Origin of the sequence: Xanthomonas sp. DAR 35659 (assembly GCF_041242975.1) — a bacterium.
Classification (GTDB): Bacteria; Pseudomonadota; Gammaproteobacteria; order Xanthomonadales; family Xanthomonadaceae; genus Xanthomonas_A; species Xanthomonas_A medicagonis.
Genome location: NZ_CP162488.1, coordinates 972908 through 988815 on the forward strand (window position 1 = coordinate 972908; position 15908 = coordinate 988815).

A 15908-nucleotide genomic window follows, 5' to 3' on the forward strand; every position below is an offset into this window, starting at 1 on the left:
TGCGGCGATGGACGCCGACATGGAGTTCGCGCCGCCGCTGAGCGGCGCGTCGCCGCTGTTCGCCGCGCTGCGCGCCGGCACCCCGCGCCTGGAATGGCGGGTGCCGGCCACCACCGATGCCGCGCGCTGGCACACGCAGCGCATCGGCGATCGCGACCATCGCGTCGCGCAGCCGGTCACCTTCACCCCGTATGCGTCGGTGCGGCCGTGTTCGGCGCGCTGCCGCTTCTGCTCGGAAACCCTGCGTCCGCACGCCGGTGGCACCGCCGCGGCCAGCCTGCGCCCGCCCGCGGACTACTTCGCGCTGCTGCGTCGCGCGCTGGAACAATTGCGCGGCCTGCCGCTGTCGCATTCGCTGTCGGGGCTGGAAATGACCGACGACGAAGCCTGGTTCGTGCAGTTGCTGCAGACCCTGGGCGAGGCCGAGCGCGAGGGGTTGCTGGTCGAGCAGCGCGTGCTGTACAGCAACGGCGCCGGTTTCGCCCGCAGCCGAGGCGAACTGCTGCTGCAGGCGCTGCAGCGCTTCGGCCTGTCGTGGATCGAACTGTCGCGGCACCATCCGCGGCAGGCCGGCAACGACGCGATCATGCGCTTCCGCGAGGGCGAGGCGATCGCCGATGCCGACGTCTTCGCCGCCACCGCGCGCCGCATCGCCGAGGCGGTACCGCTGCGCATGGTGTGCATCCTGCAGCATGGCGGGGTCGGCGACGCCGACGGCGTCGCCGACTACCTGCGCTGGGCGCGCGCCTGCGGCGCCGGCACGGTGATCTTCCGCGAGTTCTCGCGCCTGGGCGACGGCTACCGCGCCACCGGCACCCAGCGCTATCTGGCGCAGGCCCGGGTCGGCGTGGAGCGGGTGCTGGCCGCGTGCATGGCCAGGCCATGGTGGCGCACCTTGCGGCCGCTGCAGATCACCGAGGGCTACTACTTCTGGAATCTGCGCATGGCCACCGCCGACGGCATGGAGGTGGTGTTCGAGACCTCGGACTACGCCGCGATGCATGCCCGCCACGACAGCGGCGACGTCTACAAACTGGTGTTCTTCGCCGACGGCCGGCTGTGCGCGGGCTGGCAGCCGGACCGCGATCTGCTGTGGCAGGCCACGCATGGATAGCCGCAGCTGGTGGACGCCGCCGCCGGACCCGCCCGAACACCGGCTGCCCGAGGACCTGCGCCAGCGCGACCCGCTGGGTGCGCGCGACGTGGGCTGGGTCAGCCAGATGCGGCCGTTCGTGCGCCAGTTCAGCGCGCCGGACGCCTGCGTGCTCGATCCGTTCTGCGGCTTCGGCAGCACCTTGCTCGCCGCCGCGCTGGAGGGCCGGCGCGGGCTGGGACTGGAAATCGACGCAGCGCGCGCGGCGCTGGCGCGCGAGCGTCTGCAGCGGCTCGGCGTGCAGGCGCAGGTGCGGGTCGGCGCGTTGCCGCAGCGCGCGCTTGAAGCGCCGGTCGACCTGTGCCTGACCAACGTGCCGTATTTCGGTTGCGACTGGCCGGGCGCGGCCACGCCCGGCCAGCTCTACGCCAGCGCCGACTATGCGGCCTATCTGCGCGGGCTGCGCGCGGTGTTCCATGCGGTGCGCCGCAACCTGCGCGAGGACGGCTTCTGCATCGCGATGGTGGAGAACATCGACCTCGGTGGCGTCGTGGTGCCGCAGGCCTGGGACCTGGCGCGCGTGCTCGGCAGCCTGTTCGTGCCCTGCGCCGAGCGCGTTCTGTGCTATCCCCGCGATGGCGCGCAGGCGCTGGCGCCCGGCGACGCGCGCAGCGACCGCAGCCACGAATACGCCTTGATCTTCCAGAAGCGACGCGAGCCGCTCGACCTGGCTGGCAGCGCGCAGTTGCTGCAGGCTCTGCGCGCCGACGGATTCGACTACACCGTCCATGGCAGTTATGCGGCCTGGTGCGCCGATCCGGCCGCGGCCGCGCGCCTGCCCGGCGACGTGGACCTGTTGCTGCCGCGCGATCCCGGGCTGCTGCTGCGGCTGCTGGACTGGCTGCGGACGCGCGGCTTCGCGCTCAGTCTGTGGGGCGAGCCGTTGGCGTCGCCGCCGACTCTGGCGGTGCTCGATGCCCATCACTACCTGCGTGCCGAGCGCCGCGAGCGCGGCGGCGGCCTGCTGCGACTGGACCTGTCGCTGCGGCCGGGGCCCGATTCGCTAACCGCAGGGTGAGCGCCGGAGCGGCATCACGGCCGTCTCGACATGCTTGCGGCTATCCTTGGCCGGTTCCTTTTCTTCGGGTTCACGGCCATGTCCGCTTCCTCCAACGTCCTCGCCCTTCCCGCGCTCGTGCTGGTCGCGATCGGCCTGAGCGGCTGCTTCAACCGCAAGCAGGACAACCTGGTGAAGGAGACCTTCAACTCCGAGAACACATATTCGCGCAGCTACCCGGTGCAGGCCGCGCAGGCCTGCGAATCGGCGCGGCGCACCTTGCTGAGCCAGGGCTACGTGGTCTCCAAGGCCACCGCCGACACGGTCGAGGGCACCAAGAATTTCCAGCCCAACGACGAATCGCACGAGCAACTGGAGTTGCGCGTGTCGTGCGTGGCGCATGGCCAGAACGAATCCTGGGTATTCGTCAGTGCGCTGCAGGACCGCTATGCGTTGAAGAAGAGCGCCAACTCGGCCAGCGTCGGCGTCGGCGTGCTCGGCTCGGTGTCGCTGCCGGTCGGCAGCAGCGACGACTCGCTGGTGCGCGTGGCCAGCAGCACGGTACAGGACAGCGATTTCTACAAGCGTTTCTTCGAGCGCATGGCGGAGTACCTGCCGAAGGCCAAGCCGGCCACCGCCGAACCGCCATCGGCCACGCCGGCCAAGCCGGAACCTGCTGCTGCGGCACCGGCATCGGCATCGGCATCACCATCACCATCACCATCACCAGCAGCAGCAGCACCAGCAGCACCAGCACCAGCAGCACCAGCAGCACCGGCAGTGCCAGCAGTGCCAGCCGCGGCACCCGCGGCACCCGCCGCGGCGACAGCGCCACCGGAACCTGCCGCGCCGGCATCGACACCGCCCGCATCGGCGGCTGCGCCTGCACCGGCGGCAGAGGTGACGCCGGCGCCTGCGGTGGCGGCACAGGCGCAAGCCGACACCACACCCGCGCCGGCCGCACCGACTTCGAGCACCACCGCCACGTCCGAGTAATTGGTTCGTTCATGTGCTGCTTCGCAAGCTGAATACAGCGATTTCGCTTCACGATTCGTTCGCAATCGCGATGCAAAGGTGGCAGCCGTCGGGAGCGCGTTGCGTGCCAAGCAGCGTCTCCGCCACCCAGGAGCAACCAGCATGAATACCGTCAAATCCGCGTTGTGTCTCACCGTGCTCGCCGTCGCCACTGCTGCCGCGCCGTTGGCGCAGGCGCAGCGTCACTACGGTCCGGAAGACGCCGGGCGCCGCTTCAACGACGGCACCCGCGTGCACTGCAAGAAGGTCGCGGTGCAGAAGAACAGCACCGACCCCGATCGTATCGGCGGTACCTTGGCCGGCGCGGCCATCGGTGGCCTGCTCGGCAACCAGGTCGGCAAGGGCGACGGCAAAAAGCTGGCCACGGTCGGCGGCGCGGTCGCCGGTGGCGCCACCGGTCGCTACATCCAGGGCCAGCGCCAGCAGGCCAATGGTAACCGTCGCGTCGAGACCGTCTGCAAGCGCTATTGATGTTCCCGCCGCGATCGGCCGTCGCGGCATGCGCTGATCACCTACAACGCCCCGGCGGAGTGCATCCGCCGGGGCGTTGTGCGTTGCGTGGCGCGGCGCGTTCTGCGCCTCGAAACACTCCCGTTCGCCATCGCCAACGCGTTTTTGTAGGAGCGGCTTTAGCCGCGACCGGGCGTCCCCGGGAACGCCCGGTCGCGGCTGAAGCCGCTCCTACAGGGGGGCGTGTCGCGACGGCTCTAGGCGATCGCGGCGCGTAGCGCCGGCTCCAACTCCCGATAGCGGAACACATAGCCTTCCTGCTGCGCGCGCGCTGGCACTACCCGTTGGCTGCCCAGCAACAGGTCGGCCATTTCGCCGAAGGCCAGACGCAACGCCGCGGCCGGTGCCGGCAGCAATGCCGGCCGATGCAGGACATGGCCGAGCTGCGCGGCGAAGTCCGCATTGGTCGCCGGCGCCGGCGCGGTGGCGTTGTAGGCGCCTTCGCCGCCGTGCTGCAGCAGCCACAGCAACAGGCCGACGTGGTCGTCGCGATGGATCCAGCTCATCCACTGCCGGCCATCGCCCATGCGCCCGCCCAGGCCGAGCCGGAACGGCAGCAGCATCCGCGCCAGCGCGCCGCCGTCGCCGTCGAGCACGACACCCGTGCGGACCAGGCTGGTGCGCACGCCCAGGGCCTGCGCCTGCAGCGCCTCGGCTTCCCAGTCGCGGCATAGCTGTGCCGCGAAATCCGCGCCGGCCGCGCTGCGTTCGTCGAGCAGGTCGCTGCCGCGGTCGCCGTAATAGCCGATCGCCGAGCCGGACAACAGGCAGCGCGGGCGTTGCGCGGCGTCGAACTGCGCGATCCAGTCCAGCAGTGCGCGCGTGGTGCCCAGCCGCGAGGTGCGGAAGCGGCGCTTGCGGGTCTCGTCCCAGCGTCGGTCGCTCAGCGGTTCGCCGGCCAGGTTGATCACCGCGTCCGCTGGCGCCGCCTCGCTCAGATCCTGTAGCGGCTGCGCGCCTGGCACGCTGCGCGCCGCGCGCGCCGTATCGCGGGTCAGCACGCTGACGCGGTGGCCTGCCTGCAGCAGGGCGGGGCACAGCGCACGGCCGATGAATCCGGTGCCGCCGGTGACGAGCACATGCATGAGGTTGCTTCCGCGAGCGGGAGCGGCAGTGTGGGTCGCCCGGCATCGCGGCCGGGTGAACGCGCTGGCGCGCATACCGGTCTGGCGACTTCGCGGTACGTGCACGGCACGCTCGGCATCGTAGGCATTCGCGCCCTGGGGGCGCCACTGGCCGATCGTCCTGCTCTTGCGCATCCGCTTCGCCCGCGTCACCGTTCCGCCCGCGCTTCGGCCGCGGCCGTGCCGCGCTGGCCGAGGCGCGCGCCTGCTGCTGGCGCTGGTCTTGGTCGCCGGCGGCGCACTGGCAGCACCACCGGATCCGGCGGATCAGGCCAGCGCGGATTGCCTCGCGGCACTGCTGCGCCAACTGGGCTGGCGCATCGACGCCACCACGGCCGCGCAGCCGCAGATGCTGCCGGGCGCGCCGTGCACGCGCGCTTCGCTGGCCGAAGCGCAGGCGCAGGGCGACCTGCAGGTGACATTGCCGGCGCAATGGAGTGCTGCGCAACGGCGCGAAGCGCTGCGCGCGCTGCTGGACACCCCCGCCACCCAGTGCGGCTATTTCCTGCGGCTCGGCGCCGCCACCCAGAGCGCGGTCGCGCGGTTGCAGGGCAACCCGGGCTACCGTTTCTCCTCGCTGCAGCTGGGTTGGATCGGATTCGGGCCGGGTGGGGCGCAGCGGCAGGGATGGCAGCGCTTCCGCAGCTTCGGCCGCGGTTATCGTCCGGCGCACGGCAATGCGCGCGCGATCGAGGCGTTCTACAGTGGCCGGGTGCGCTCGGAGTGCGGCGTCGGCCGGCAGATCGCGCAACTGGCCACCCAGCGCGAACTGTATGGCGACGCTGGCTTCGACCGCGCCTTCAGCGCCGACGAATTGTCGATCGGCACCTTCCTCACCCTGCATCGGACCGACAGCATCCTGCTCGGCGCGCACGCCGGCGACTTCTTCGCCGACGGCAAGGCGGCCAAGACCTCGCAGTTGGGCCGTGCGGCCTTCCTCGGCGCGCCCGGCTTCATCGCCCATGTGTTCGAGCGCCGCTACCTGGACGACATCAACAACCAGGCCGAGAACTTCGTGGTCGTCGCGGTCAGCGCCGAGGCCGCGGCGGCGTTGCGCGCGCATGGCGGCTTCGCCTACTACGACCGCAGCAACCGGCTGATCTGGGAGCTGGCGCAGGCGCTGCGTGGCGGCGGCCGCGAGCGCTTCGAGACGCTGCTGTTCGAGCGCGATCCCACGCTGCGCGCGACGTTGTCGCCGGCGCAACGCAGTGTCCTGGCGCAGATCGATGCGCTGCTCGACGATCCCTTCTACCGCGGTTTCGAGGTGTACGTGCACCCCAAGGGCACCAAGCCGATCGGTTACCACGTGGCGCGCCTGCTGGACCGCAATCCGCGCACTCCGTTCGCGATCGATCTGACCCTGCACAACCTCCACACCACCTTGTATCGGCGCTGGCGCGACCAGCAGTTGCAGGATTGTGCGCAAGCGGCGCGCGGTGCCGGGTCCATGCCGCCGCCTTAGCTGCGCGTCATGCCGGCGGCGCCGCTTCGTGCGACCCTAAGGCCCCGCATTTTTCGAGACAGGAACGACAATGGATCTGGGACTTGTAGGGTTGGGCCGCATGGGCGCCAACATGGCCGAGCGGCTGGTGCGCGGCGGCCATCGCGTGGTCGGGTTCGACCTGGGCGAGGCGGCGCGCAGCGCGGCGCAGCAGCGTGGCGTGGAAACGGTGGAGACGATGGCGGCACTGGTGGCGGCGTTGCCCGCGCCGCGCGCGCTGTGGCTGATGGTGCCGGCCGGCAAGATCGTCGACGACACCCTGGCCGCGCTGTTGCCGCTGCTGAGCCGCGGCGACGTGGTCGTGGACGGCGGCAATTCGTACTACAAGGATTCGATGCGCCGCGCCGCCGAGCTGGCCGCGCACGGCATCGACTATGTCGACTGCGGCACCAGCGGCGGCGTGTGGGGCCTGCAGGAGGGCTACAGCCTGATGATCGGCGGCGACGCGGCGGCGGTGCACCGGCTCGATCCGCTGTTCGCCACACTGGCGCCGGCCGCCGACGCCGGCTGGGGCCGGGTCGGTCCCAGCGGCGCCGGCCACTTCACCAAGATGGTCCACAACGGCATCGAGTACGGAATGATGCAGGCCTATGCCGAGGGCTTCGCGCTGATGGGGCGCAAGCAGGAGTTCGATCTGGACCTGCACCAGATCGCCGAGGTCTGGCGCCAGGGCAGCGTGGTGCGCTCGTGGCTGCTGGATCTGTGCGCCGACGCGCTGGGCAGCAATCCGAACCTGGCCGGCATCGCGCCCTACGTGGAGGATTCCGGCGAAGGCCGCTGGACCGTGGCCGAGGCGATCGACCTCAACGTGCCGGCGCCGGTGATCACCCTGTCGCTGCTGGAACGGCTGCGCTCGCGCGATACCGATTCGTTCACGGACAAGCTGCTGGCGGCGATGCGCAACCAGTTCGGCGGGCACGCGATCAAGCACGAGACACCGAGCGTGCCGCCATCCGGTCCGGTGGCCGGGAGCTGAGCGCCGCCGCTCAGTCCAGCGCCAGCGTGCGGCCTTCGGCGGCGCTGCGCTGGCCCAGTTCCAGCAGCCGCATCACCGCCAGCGCCTGCGCCGCATCCACCGGCGCGGGCGCGCGTCCGGCCAGCGCGTCGCGGAAGCCGGCATAGCAGCGGCGGTAGTCGCCGCGCTCGGTTGGCAGCGCCTGCGTGGTGGCGCTGCCGTCCTCGTCGACCAGGGTCAACTGGCCGTCGAGCGGATCCTCGCCCCAGTGCGGCACGGCCGGCGTGAGGCCGGCGCGCAACTGCGCCTCCTGCGTGTCCAGGCCGTGCTTGACGTAGCTGCCGCGCTCGCCATGCACGGCGAAGCGCAGCCCATTCGCGGCGACCAGCGCGCCGGCATGCAGCACCGCGCGCAGCCGCCCGTAACGCAGCACGGCATGGAAGTAGTCGGTCGCCTGCGCGCCATCGCGCTGTTGCGCCAGGTCCACCTGGATCGTCTCGGGCGCGCCGAACAATTGCAGGGCCTGGTCGAGCAGGTGCGGCCCCAGGTCGAACCACAGGCCCGAGCCGGGCAGCGCATGCTCGCGCCAGCGGTCGCCGACCCGCGGACGGTGGCGGTCGAAATGCGAGTGGAACTCGGCGATCGCGCCCAGGCGCTGGTCGGCGAGCAGGCGCTGCACGGTGAGGAAGTCGCCGTCCCAGCGTCGGTTCTGGAACACGCTGGCGACGCGCCCGACCCGCTGCGCCTGCGCCAGCACCTGCTGCGCCTCGTCCAGGTCCAGGGTGAACGGCTTGTCCACCAGCACGTGCTTGCCCTGGGCCAGGGCCGCCAGCGCCAGCGGCGCATGGGTCTGGTTGGGCGTGGCCACCACCACCGCGTCGATCTGAGGGTCGGCGAACGCCTGCTGCGGGTCGGCGACGATGCGCGCCTGCGGATAGGCCGCGGCGGCTTCGTCATGCCGGCTGGAGACGATGGTATGCAGCCGCAGGCCCGGCGTGTGCGCGATCAGCGGCGCGTGGAACACGCGGCCGACGAAGCCGTAGCCGAGCAGGGCGAGGTTGAAGGGACGATCATCCATGGCAAGTGCGGGGGCGGGAACGGGAGGTCCAGTATCGCGGCAGCGACGGCGAAGCGGCGTTCATGCTCTTCACGCTGTCCGCATTCTGCGGTCACGTCGCCTGGACGCCACCCCACGGACACTGCGACCACACTTCAACGGAGGAAGCGGTCATGAAGAAGTTCACATCGCCCACGCTGCTCAGCACTGCTCTCGCCTTCGGCCTGACCGTGGCCGCCGGCCAGGCGCTCGCCGTCGATCCGCCGACCACCGCCAGCAAGGACCATGACAGCATGGCCCACGCCGACGGCACCAAGCACGACTCCAAGGAGCCGGTCACCGATACCTGGATCACCACCAAGGTGAAGGCCGACCTGCTCGCCACCAAGGACGTCTCCGGCACCGACATCAAGGTGGAGACGGTCAACGGCACGGTCAAGCTGTCCGGCACCGTCGAGAGCAAGGCCCAGCACGACAAGGCTGTGTCGGTCACCAAGATGATCGACGGGGTCAAGAAGGTTGACGCCTCCGGCCTGAAGGTCAGCAGCGCCGCCAAGCGCTGAGCCACGGCGGGCGCGGGGCGCGAGACGAGGCGCGCCCCGCGCCCGGCCTGTTCCAACGAAGCGCACCCACTGGGTGCGCTTCTTTTTTGCGTCGCGCGGCGGCGCGGGGCGTTGAACCGCTTCGCGCTGCATTGACATGCATTCAGCGATCATCCAGGCGTATTGGTTATCTGGTGAATCGCCATGTTGGATGCTTGCTCCCCCGCCGCGTCTGGCGACGCGCGCGCGGTGCCGCAGACCGCAGCCGTCGGCACCGCAGTCCCCCTCCCGGTCGAGCCGTCGCTGGCGCCGGCCATGCGCCAGCTCGAAGCGCAGCTCGGCATGCTGCTGACCACCTTCCACGACGACACAGGATTCTGGCCGGCCTTCGCCGGCCTGATGCAGGAACTGGAAACGGGTCTGGTCCGCGCCGAGCGCGCGCGCCTGCGCAGCCATGCCGATTTCCTGCTGGTGCGGGCCGGCATGCCGTCGTGGACGCTGGTCGGCGCGGCGTTCGGCGTACCCGATCGCACCCCTGCGGCGCCGCCGCGCTGATTTGCTTGCCGCACAGCGGCTTGATCGGAACGGGCGGCCTGCAGCCGCCCGTTTCTTTGTTTCCGGGCATTAGGATAAAGTCCTATTCAGGTGCCGCGAGGGGACAGACGCGGCACCTGAATAGTTCACTTGAGGCGGTCGGGGATCGGCGACAATCCCGCACCCTTTCGTGCCGCCGTCGCTTCTCATTTTCTCCGAACAGGTATGCAGATCACCGCCAAACATGACGCTTGGGACCGTTGGCGCCTGCCGTTGCTGGCATTGGCGGTGGTCCTGATCGTGATCCTGCCGTCGTTGCTGTCGCGGCAGATGAACGCCAGTACCCTGCGCGCGGCCGATTGGGTCGGCCACAGCCAGCAGGTGACCGCGACGCTGCGCGGCCTGGAAGCGCATATGCGCGACATGGAATCGGCGGCGATGGCGATGTCGCACGAGCTGCAGTCGCCGATCCTGAGCGCGCGCTTCAGCGAGTCGCGCGCGGCGATCGCCCCGACCCTGGCGCGCCTGGTCGAGCTGACCCGCGACAATCCCGACCAGCAGGTCCGCATCGGCCGCCTGCAGAGCACCCTGGAGCGCCGCAGCGCGCTGGCCGCGCGGATCGCGGACAACCACGATCCGGCACAGACGCGCGCGCTGATCCAGGAGATGACCGCCGACAACCCGGTGCGCGGCCTGATCGCCGAACTGCAGCGGCGCGAGGACGCGCTGCTGGCCGAACGCACCGCCGACGCCGGCGAGCGGCGCATGCTGGCGTCGGCGATCAGCTGGATTTCGCTGGCGGTGCAGTTACTGCTGCTGGGCCTGGTGATCTGGCTGCTGCAGCGGCAGATCGGCCGGCGCCTGGATGCGGAGCGGCACCTGTTGCGCGCCAATGCCCGCGCCGCCGCGGTGCTGCAGACGGTGCGCGAACCGATCGTGCTGCTGGACAATACCCAGCGCATGATGATGTACAACGCCGCCTTCGGCGAACTGTACGGGCTGGATCCGGCGCAGCCGCCGAAGATGCTCGATGAGGTCGGCGACGGCGCGTGGCGGGATCCCATCGTGCGCCAACGCCTGGCCGACGTGCTGTTGCGCGGGCGCGAGCTGTGGGATTTCGAACACGAGCAGGCCGCCGCCGATGGCGTCGCCCGCACCATGCTGCTGAACGCACGGCGCATGCCGCTGCCGGACAGCGAGGACGAAGTGGTGCTGATGACGGTCAGCGACATCAGCCTGCAGAAAGCCACGCAGCAGCGCATCCAGATGCTGAACCGGCAGTTGGAAGGCAAGGTGGAGCAGATCTCCGAGGTCAACCGCGAACTGGAGGCCTTCAGCTACTCGGTCTCGCACGACCTGCGCGCGCCGTTGCGGCACGTCGCCGGCTTCGCCGACAAGCTGGCGCGCCACCTGGGCGCCGATGCCGACGAGAAGAGCCGCCACTACCTGGAAGTGATCGGCACCTCGGCGCGGCGCATGGCCTCGCTGATCGACGACCTGCTGGTGTACTCGCGCCTGGGCCGCAGCGCGCTGCGCCTGCAGGCGGTGGACATGCAGTCGCTGGTGGCGGAAACGCGCTCGGTGCTGGACGCCAATTTCCAGTCCGACCATGCCGACAGCGGCCACCGCATCGAGTGGACCATCGCGCCGCTGCCGATCCTGGTCGCCGACGAGAACATGATGCGCCAGCTGTGGCTGAACCTGCTCGGCAACGCGGTCAAGTACAGCGCCAAGCGCGAGGTCGCGGTGATCGAGGTCGATTACCAGTTGCAGCCCGATGGCAGCCACCATTTCAGCGTGCGCGACAACGGCGCCGGCTTCGACATGGCCTACGCGGCCAAGCTGTTCGGCGTGTTCCAGCGCCTGCACAAGGCCAGCGAATACTCCGGCACCGGCATCGGCCTGGCCAGCGTGCGCCGCGTGCTGACCCGCCACGGCGGCCATATCTGGGCCGATGCGGCGCCGGACCAGGGCGCCACCTTCCATTTCGTGTTACCCCCCGCGCTAGAAGCGCCCTCCAACGAGTCGATCGCATGACCGCCATCCGCACCATCCTGCTTGCCGAAGACAGCCCCGCCGATGCCGAGATGGCGATCGATGCGCTGCGCGACGCGCGTCTGGCCAATCCCATCGTGCACGTCGAGGACGGCGTGGAGGCGATGGACTACCTGCTGCGCCGCGGCGCCTACGCCGACCGCGAGGAAGGCCTGCCGGCGGTGCTGCTGCTGGACATCAAGATGCCGCGCATGGACGGGCTGGAAGTGCTCAAGCTGGTGCGGACCGACGAGGCGCTCAAGCGCCTGCCGGTGGTGATCCTGTCGTCCTCGCGCGAGGAAAGCGATCTGGCGCGCAGCTGGGATCTGGGCGTCAATGCCTACGTGGTCAAGCCGGTGGACGTGGACCAGTTCTTCACCGCGGTGAAGACCCTGGGCACGTTCTGGGCGGTGATCAATCAGGCGCCGGACGAAGAGTAAGCGCGCATGCCCACGACCGGCCCCAAGCTCGGCCCGATCCGGATCCTGATGGTGGAGGATTCGCCGGAGGATGCCGAGCTGCTGTCCGATCAGTTGCTGGAATCGGGACTGGAAGCGACCTTCCAGCGCGTGGAGAGCGAGGACGCGCTGCGCGCGGCGCTGCGCGACTTCGCCCCCGATGTCGTGCTGTCGGACCTGAGCATGCCGGGCTTCTCGGGGCATCAGGCGCTGCGCGTGCTGCGCGAACACGGCAACGCGGTGCCCTTCATCTTCGTCTCCGGCACCATCGGCGAGGAGACCGCGGTGCAGGCGCTGCGCGACGGCGCCAACGACTACATCATCAAGCACAACCCGACCCGGCTGCCCTCGGCGGTAGCGCGCGCGATCCGCGAGGCGCGCACCGAGCGCGAGCGCCAGCGCGTGGAAGGCGAACTGATGCGCGCGCAGCGGCTGGAGAGCCTGGCGCTGCTCGCCGCGGGCCTCAGCCACGACCTGCGCAACATCCTGCAGCCGCTGCTGATCGTGCCGGAGTTGATGATCGGCCGCAGCGACGACCCGCAACTGCGGCACCTGGCCGAGGTCATCGCCGAGTGCGGGCGCCGCGGCCACGAGATGGCCGAATCGATGCTGTCGTTCGTGCGCGGCTCGCGCACGCCCAGCGAGCGGGTCTCCATCGCCGGCCTGTTCCAGGCGATGCAGATGCTGCTCAAGAGCAGCCTGCCCGATGGGGTCCGCCTGCAGGTGGACGTCGCCGATGCCGAGCTGTCGGTCGAGGCCAACTACACAGAATTGCAGCAGTGCCTGCTCAATCTCGGCCTGAACGCGATCCAGGCGATGCCCGAGGGCGGCACGCTGACCTTCTCCGCGGTGCCGGCGCTGGGCGCCGACGGCGGCGAGCAGGTCCGCATCCTGGTCCGCGACAGCGGCATCGGCATGGATGCGGACACGCAGGCGCGGCTGTTCAGTCCGTTCTTCACCACCAAGCCCGACGGCACCGGCCTGGGCCTGATCTCGTGCAAGCGCATCGTCGAAAGCTACGGCGGCAGCATCCGAGTGGACAGCACGCCGGGCGAGGGCACCTGCTTCGAGCTGCTGATCCCGCTGCGCGGCCATGCGCCCTCGGCCGAGCCGGAGCAGGCGCTGCCGATCGGCAAGGGCCAGCGCGTGCTACTGGTGGACGGCGAGGCCACGCGCCTGTCGCTGCTCGGCAACGCCCTGTCCAGCCAGGGCTACCGGCCGCAGCTGGCGTCCGACGGCGCCGCGGCGCTGCGCGAGGTGCGCGAACACGGCATGCCGGACCTGGTGATCGTGGACAGCGACATCATCCTGCTGTCGGCGGTGAGCCTGCTGCTGGCGCTGCAGGACATGGACTATCGCGGCCCGGCGATCGTGCTCGAGGACGCCGACACCGCACTGCAGCGCGGCCACTTCCCGCGCGAGATCGCCGTGCACGTGCTGCGCAAGCCGCTGGAAATGCAGCGCGTGTTCCGCGCGGTGGCGCATGCCCTTGAGAGTGGTTGAGTGGCTGGGAATGGGGAATAGGGAATAGAGAATCGGAAAAGCGGGCCGCCGCGTCCCAACGTCCATGCCTACGCCAAGCGTGATTTACCGCTGACGTCGAAGCGGTGAGTTGTTGCTGTCGCTTTTACGATTCCCCATTCTCCACTCCCCATTCCCAGCCCCACTACTGCTGCGCCGACTGGTCTTCCGGATCGCGGCGGGCCGGGGTGCGGCGCGGGGGGAGCGGCGGCAGGGTGCCGCGGTTGTCGTTGTCGTTGTCGGCGCTCAGCGCCGGCTCCCACGGGAAGCGCGGCAAGGTGCGCACCGCGTTCTCCAGCTTGCGCGACCAGGTGTCGTGGATCTCCGCGTACAGCGGCGTGTCCGCTTCCAGGCGCAGGCGCTCGGTCACGCGCAGGTCGTTGCGGCGGATCAGCGCCAGGTCGATCGGCATGCCCACCGACAGGTTGGAGCGGATGGTCGAGTCCAGCGACACCAGCGCGGTGCGCGCGGCGTCCTCCAACTGCATCTCCGGGCGGATGATGCGGTCCAGGATCGGCTTGCCGTACTTGGACTCGCCGATCTGCAGGTAGGGCGTTTCCGGCGAGGTGGCGATGGCGTTGCCGAGCGGGTAGATCATGTACAGCCCGGGCCGTTCGCCGGCGATCTGCCCGCCCAGGATCAGCGTGGACTGCACGCTGACGCCGCTGTGCTGGGACTGGTCGGAGAGCTTGACCTGGCTGGAGACCAGCACCTCGCCCACGTACTCGGCGACCTCGAACAGATGCTTGAACGAGCGCAGGCTGCGCGGCGCGTCCGGATCGTCGGCGTCGCGCTGCAGCTTGGAGATCGCCAACTGCGTGGTGGCCAGGTTGCCGGCCGACATCAGCGCGAACACCGCCTGGCCCGGATACTCGAACACATGCAGCTTGCGATGCACGCGCACGTCGTCCAGCGAGGCGTTGGTGCGTGTGTCTGCGGCGAAGACCAGGCCTTCGTCCACTTCGATGCCTACGCAATATGTCATGGCAATGCCGGAAGCTCAGTGCGTCTCGATTCTATGCGGGGGGGATGGGCTTGGCTACCGGTTGACGGTCGCGGCCACGGCATGCGCGAATATCGCATGACCACCGTGCTCCTCAGCCTGGGCAGCAACCTGCGCCCGCAGCACTACCTGCATGCCGCGATCGCGGCGCTGCGACAGCGTTTCGGCCCGATCGCGGTGTCCCCGACCTACCGCACCGCGGCGGTCGGGTTCGACGGCCCGGCCTTCCTGAACAATGCGGTATCGCTGCAGACCGATTGGGAGCTGGAGCCGCTGGATGCGTGGCTGCATGCGCTGGAGGACGCGCACGGGCGCGACCGCAGCGGTCCGCGCTTCAGCGACCGCACCCTGGACATCGACGTGGTGTTCTATGGCGACCGCATCGTCGAGGGCCCGGGCCACCTGCGCATCCCGCGCCCGGAGCTGCGCCACGCCTTCGTGCTGAAGCCGCTGGCCGACATCGCCGCCGACTTCGTCGACCCGGTCAGCGGGCGCACCCTGGGCGCGTTGTGGCAGGCGCATGCGCAGTTCGGGGAGGCATTCGAGGTGGTGGCGCTCGGTGAAGCCGGGAGTGGGGAATCGGGAATGGGGAATCGGGGAGCGCGCTGCGACTGACCCCGTGCCGGGCCCCATACCTTTTCGCGCCACGATCGTTCCACGGCGCAGCCCAGTGTCCGGCCTTTACCGATTCCCCATTCCCGATTCCCCATTCCCAGCCTTCAAGAAAGCCCCCGTCCCCCATCCACCCGCAGCGTCTGCCCGGTGACGAAGCCGGCGTCGTCGAGCAGCCAGCGCACCGCTTCGGCGATCTCCTCGACACGGCCGGTCCGCGCCAGCGGCGTGCGCGCCAGCAGCGCCTGTTGCGCGGCGCTGTCCTTGCCGGCCTCCGGCCACAGGATCGCGCCCGGGGCGATGGCGTTCACCCGCACCTGCGGCGCCAGTTCCAGCGCCAGCGAGCGGGTCAGCATGGCCAGTGCCGCCTTGGCCGCGCCGTATAGCGGGTGCGCGCGTAGCGGTTGCTCGGCGTGCAGGTCGGTGATGTTCACGATCGCGCCGTGGCGCGCGCGCAGCGGCGCGGCCGCGGCCTGGGCCAGAAACAGCGGCGCGCGTGCATTGACCGCGAACAGGTCGTCCCACTGCGCCGGCGTCGCCTCGGCCAGCGGGGTGGGGTAGAAGTTGGAGGCGTTGTTGACCAGCGCGTCGAGCCGGCCGAAGCGCTGCACGCACTGCGTCACCAGTGCCGGCAACTGCGCCACGTCGCGCAGGTCGGCCGACAGGGTCAGGGTGCTGCCGGCGCGTGCGCGTTCCAGTTCCTCGGCCAGCGCCTGCAGTTCGGTCTGCGAGGTATGCGCGTGCAGCGCCACCCGGTAGCCGGCCGCGTGCAGGCGTCGGGCGATGCCGGCGCCGATGCGGCGCGCGCTGCCGGTGATCAGGGCGACTTTGGTTTCGGTCATGTGGGCATTCCACGCTCGGCTATGCTGTGC

General features: G+C 70.1%; 16 protein-coding genes and 1 pseudogene. 13 read left to right on the forward strand and 4 right to left on the reverse strand.

Going from position 1 to position 15908, the window contains the following annotated elements:
- Nucleotides 1–7 precede the first annotated feature (7 nt).
- The 4 genes from AB3X07_RS04185 to AB3X07_RS04200 all read left to right on the forward strand — a co-directional run bounded on the left by AB3X07_RS04185 (nt 8) and on the right by AB3X07_RS04200 (nt 3656).
- On the forward strand, nt 8–1114 hold the full coding sequence (locus AB3X07_RS04185) for a hypothetical protein (protein ID WP_369943028.1): 1107 nt from the start codon (nt 8–10) through the stop codon (nt 1112–1114).
- On the forward strand, nt 1107–2171 hold the full coding sequence (locus AB3X07_RS04190; protein WP_369943030.1) for a DNA methyltransferase: 1065 nt from the start codon (nt 1107–1109) through the stop codon (nt 2169–2171). The genes AB3X07_RS04185 and AB3X07_RS04190 overlap by 8 nt, the downstream gene beginning before the upstream one ends.
- Before the next feature lie 78 nt (nt 2172–2249).
- Entirely contained in the window at nt 2250–3146 is an 897-nt protein-coding gene (locus AB3X07_RS04195; RefSeq protein WP_369943032.1) for a DUF2242 domain-containing protein, read from the forward strand.
- A 141-nt stretch (nt 3147–3287) separates the two neighbouring features.
- Nucleotides 3288–3656, forward strand: coding sequence for a glycine zipper 2TM domain-containing protein (locus tag AB3X07_RS04200; protein ID WP_369943034.1), 369 nt, complete (start codon nt 3288–3290; stop codon nt 3654–3656).
- A 236-nt stretch (nt 3657–3892) separates the two neighbouring features.
- Here AB3X07_RS04200 and AB3X07_RS04205 read toward each other — a convergent pair whose 3' ends face one another.
- The gene (locus tag AB3X07_RS04205; protein WP_369943035.1) at nt 3893–4780 is read right to left on the reverse strand and encodes a TIGR01777 family oxidoreductase; all 888 of its coding nucleotides are present in this window, start codon (nt 4778–4780) and stop codon (nt 3893–3895) included.
- Between the two features lie 172 nt (nt 4781–4952).
- Here AB3X07_RS04205 and AB3X07_RS04210 point away from each other — a divergent pair, with 172 nt between their 5' ends.
- On the forward strand, nt 4953–6281 hold the full coding sequence (locus AB3X07_RS04210) for a hypothetical protein (protein ID WP_369944644.1): 1329 nt from the start codon (nt 4953–4955) through the stop codon (nt 6279–6281).
- Between the two features lie 70 nt (nt 6282–6351).
- Complete coding sequence (gene gnd / locus AB3X07_RS04215; protein WP_369943037.1) at nt 6352–7296, forward strand: phosphogluconate dehydrogenase (NAD(+)-dependent, decarboxylating); 945 nt, start codon at nt 6352–6354, stop codon at nt 7294–7296.
- Nucleotides 7297–7306: 10 nt separating this feature from the next.
- Here gnd and AB3X07_RS04220 read toward each other — a convergent pair whose 3' ends face one another.
- Nucleotides 7307–8353 (reverse strand): oxidoreductase, encoded by a 1047-nt coding sequence (locus AB3X07_RS04220; RefSeq protein ID WP_369943039.1) that lies wholly within the window; start codon nt 8351–8353, stop codon nt 7307–7309.
- A 152-nt stretch (nt 8354–8505) separates the two neighbouring features.
- On the opposite strand from AB3X07_RS04220, the gene AB3X07_RS04225 reads away from it, so the two are divergent.
- From AB3X07_RS04225 to AB3X07_RS04250, 6 genes and pseudogenes are all read left to right on the forward strand, one after another.
- Nucleotides 8506–8895 (forward strand): BON domain-containing protein, encoded by a 390-nt coding sequence (locus AB3X07_RS04225; protein ID WP_369943041.1) that lies wholly within the window; start codon nt 8506–8508, stop codon nt 8893–8895.
- A gap of 294 nt (nt 8896–9189) precedes the next feature.
- The gene (locus AB3X07_RS04230; protein WP_369943042.1) at nt 9190–9429 is read left to right on the forward strand and encodes a hypothetical protein; all 240 of its coding nucleotides are present in this window, start codon (nt 9190–9192) and stop codon (nt 9427–9429) included.
- 309 nt (nt 9430–9738) lie between these two features.
- Nucleotides 9739–10095, forward strand: a pseudogene (locus AB3X07_RS04235) (CHASE3 domain-containing protein); the annotation flags it as partial.
- Between the two features lie 579 nt (nt 10096–10674).
- Nucleotides 10675–11445 carry an ATP-binding protein gene (locus AB3X07_RS04240; protein WP_369944645.1) on the forward strand — a complete coding sequence of 257 codons (771 nt, stop codon included), beginning with the start codon at nt 10675–10677 and terminating at the stop codon, nt 11443–11445.
- Complete coding sequence (locus AB3X07_RS04245) at nt 11442–11882, forward strand: response regulator (protein ID WP_369944646.1); 441 nt, start codon at nt 11442–11444, stop codon at nt 11880–11882. Before AB3X07_RS04240 ends, AB3X07_RS04245 begins: the two co-directional genes overlap by 4 nt.
- A gap of 6 nt (nt 11883–11888) precedes the next feature.
- Nucleotides 11889–13403 (forward strand): response regulator, encoded by a 1515-nt coding sequence (locus tag AB3X07_RS04250; RefSeq protein ID WP_369943044.1) that lies wholly within the window; start codon nt 11889–11891, stop codon nt 13401–13403.
- A 163-nt stretch (nt 13404–13566) separates the two neighbouring features.
- Here the strand turns inward: AB3X07_RS04250 and AB3X07_RS04255 are convergent, their stop codons facing one another.
- On the reverse strand, nt 13567–14406 hold the full coding sequence (locus tag AB3X07_RS04255) for a 20S proteasome subunit A/B (RefSeq protein WP_369943046.1): 840 nt from the start codon (nt 14404–14406) through the stop codon (nt 13567–13569).
- Between the two features lie 96 nt (nt 14407–14502).
- Between AB3X07_RS04255 and folK the strand changes: the two genes are divergently transcribed.
- Nucleotides 14503–15039 (forward strand): 2-amino-4-hydroxy-6-hydroxymethyldihydropteridine diphosphokinase, encoded by a 537-nt coding sequence (folK, locus tag AB3X07_RS04260; protein WP_369943047.1) that lies wholly within the window; start codon nt 14503–14505, stop codon nt 15037–15039.
- A 104-nt stretch (nt 15040–15143) separates the two neighbouring features.
- On the opposite strand, the gene AB3X07_RS04265 is transcribed toward folK, so the two are convergent.
- Complete coding sequence (locus AB3X07_RS04265; RefSeq protein WP_369943049.1) at nt 15144–15878, reverse strand: pteridine reductase; 735 nt, start codon at nt 15876–15878, stop codon at nt 15144–15146.
- Nucleotides 15879–15908 lie beyond the last annotated feature (30 nt).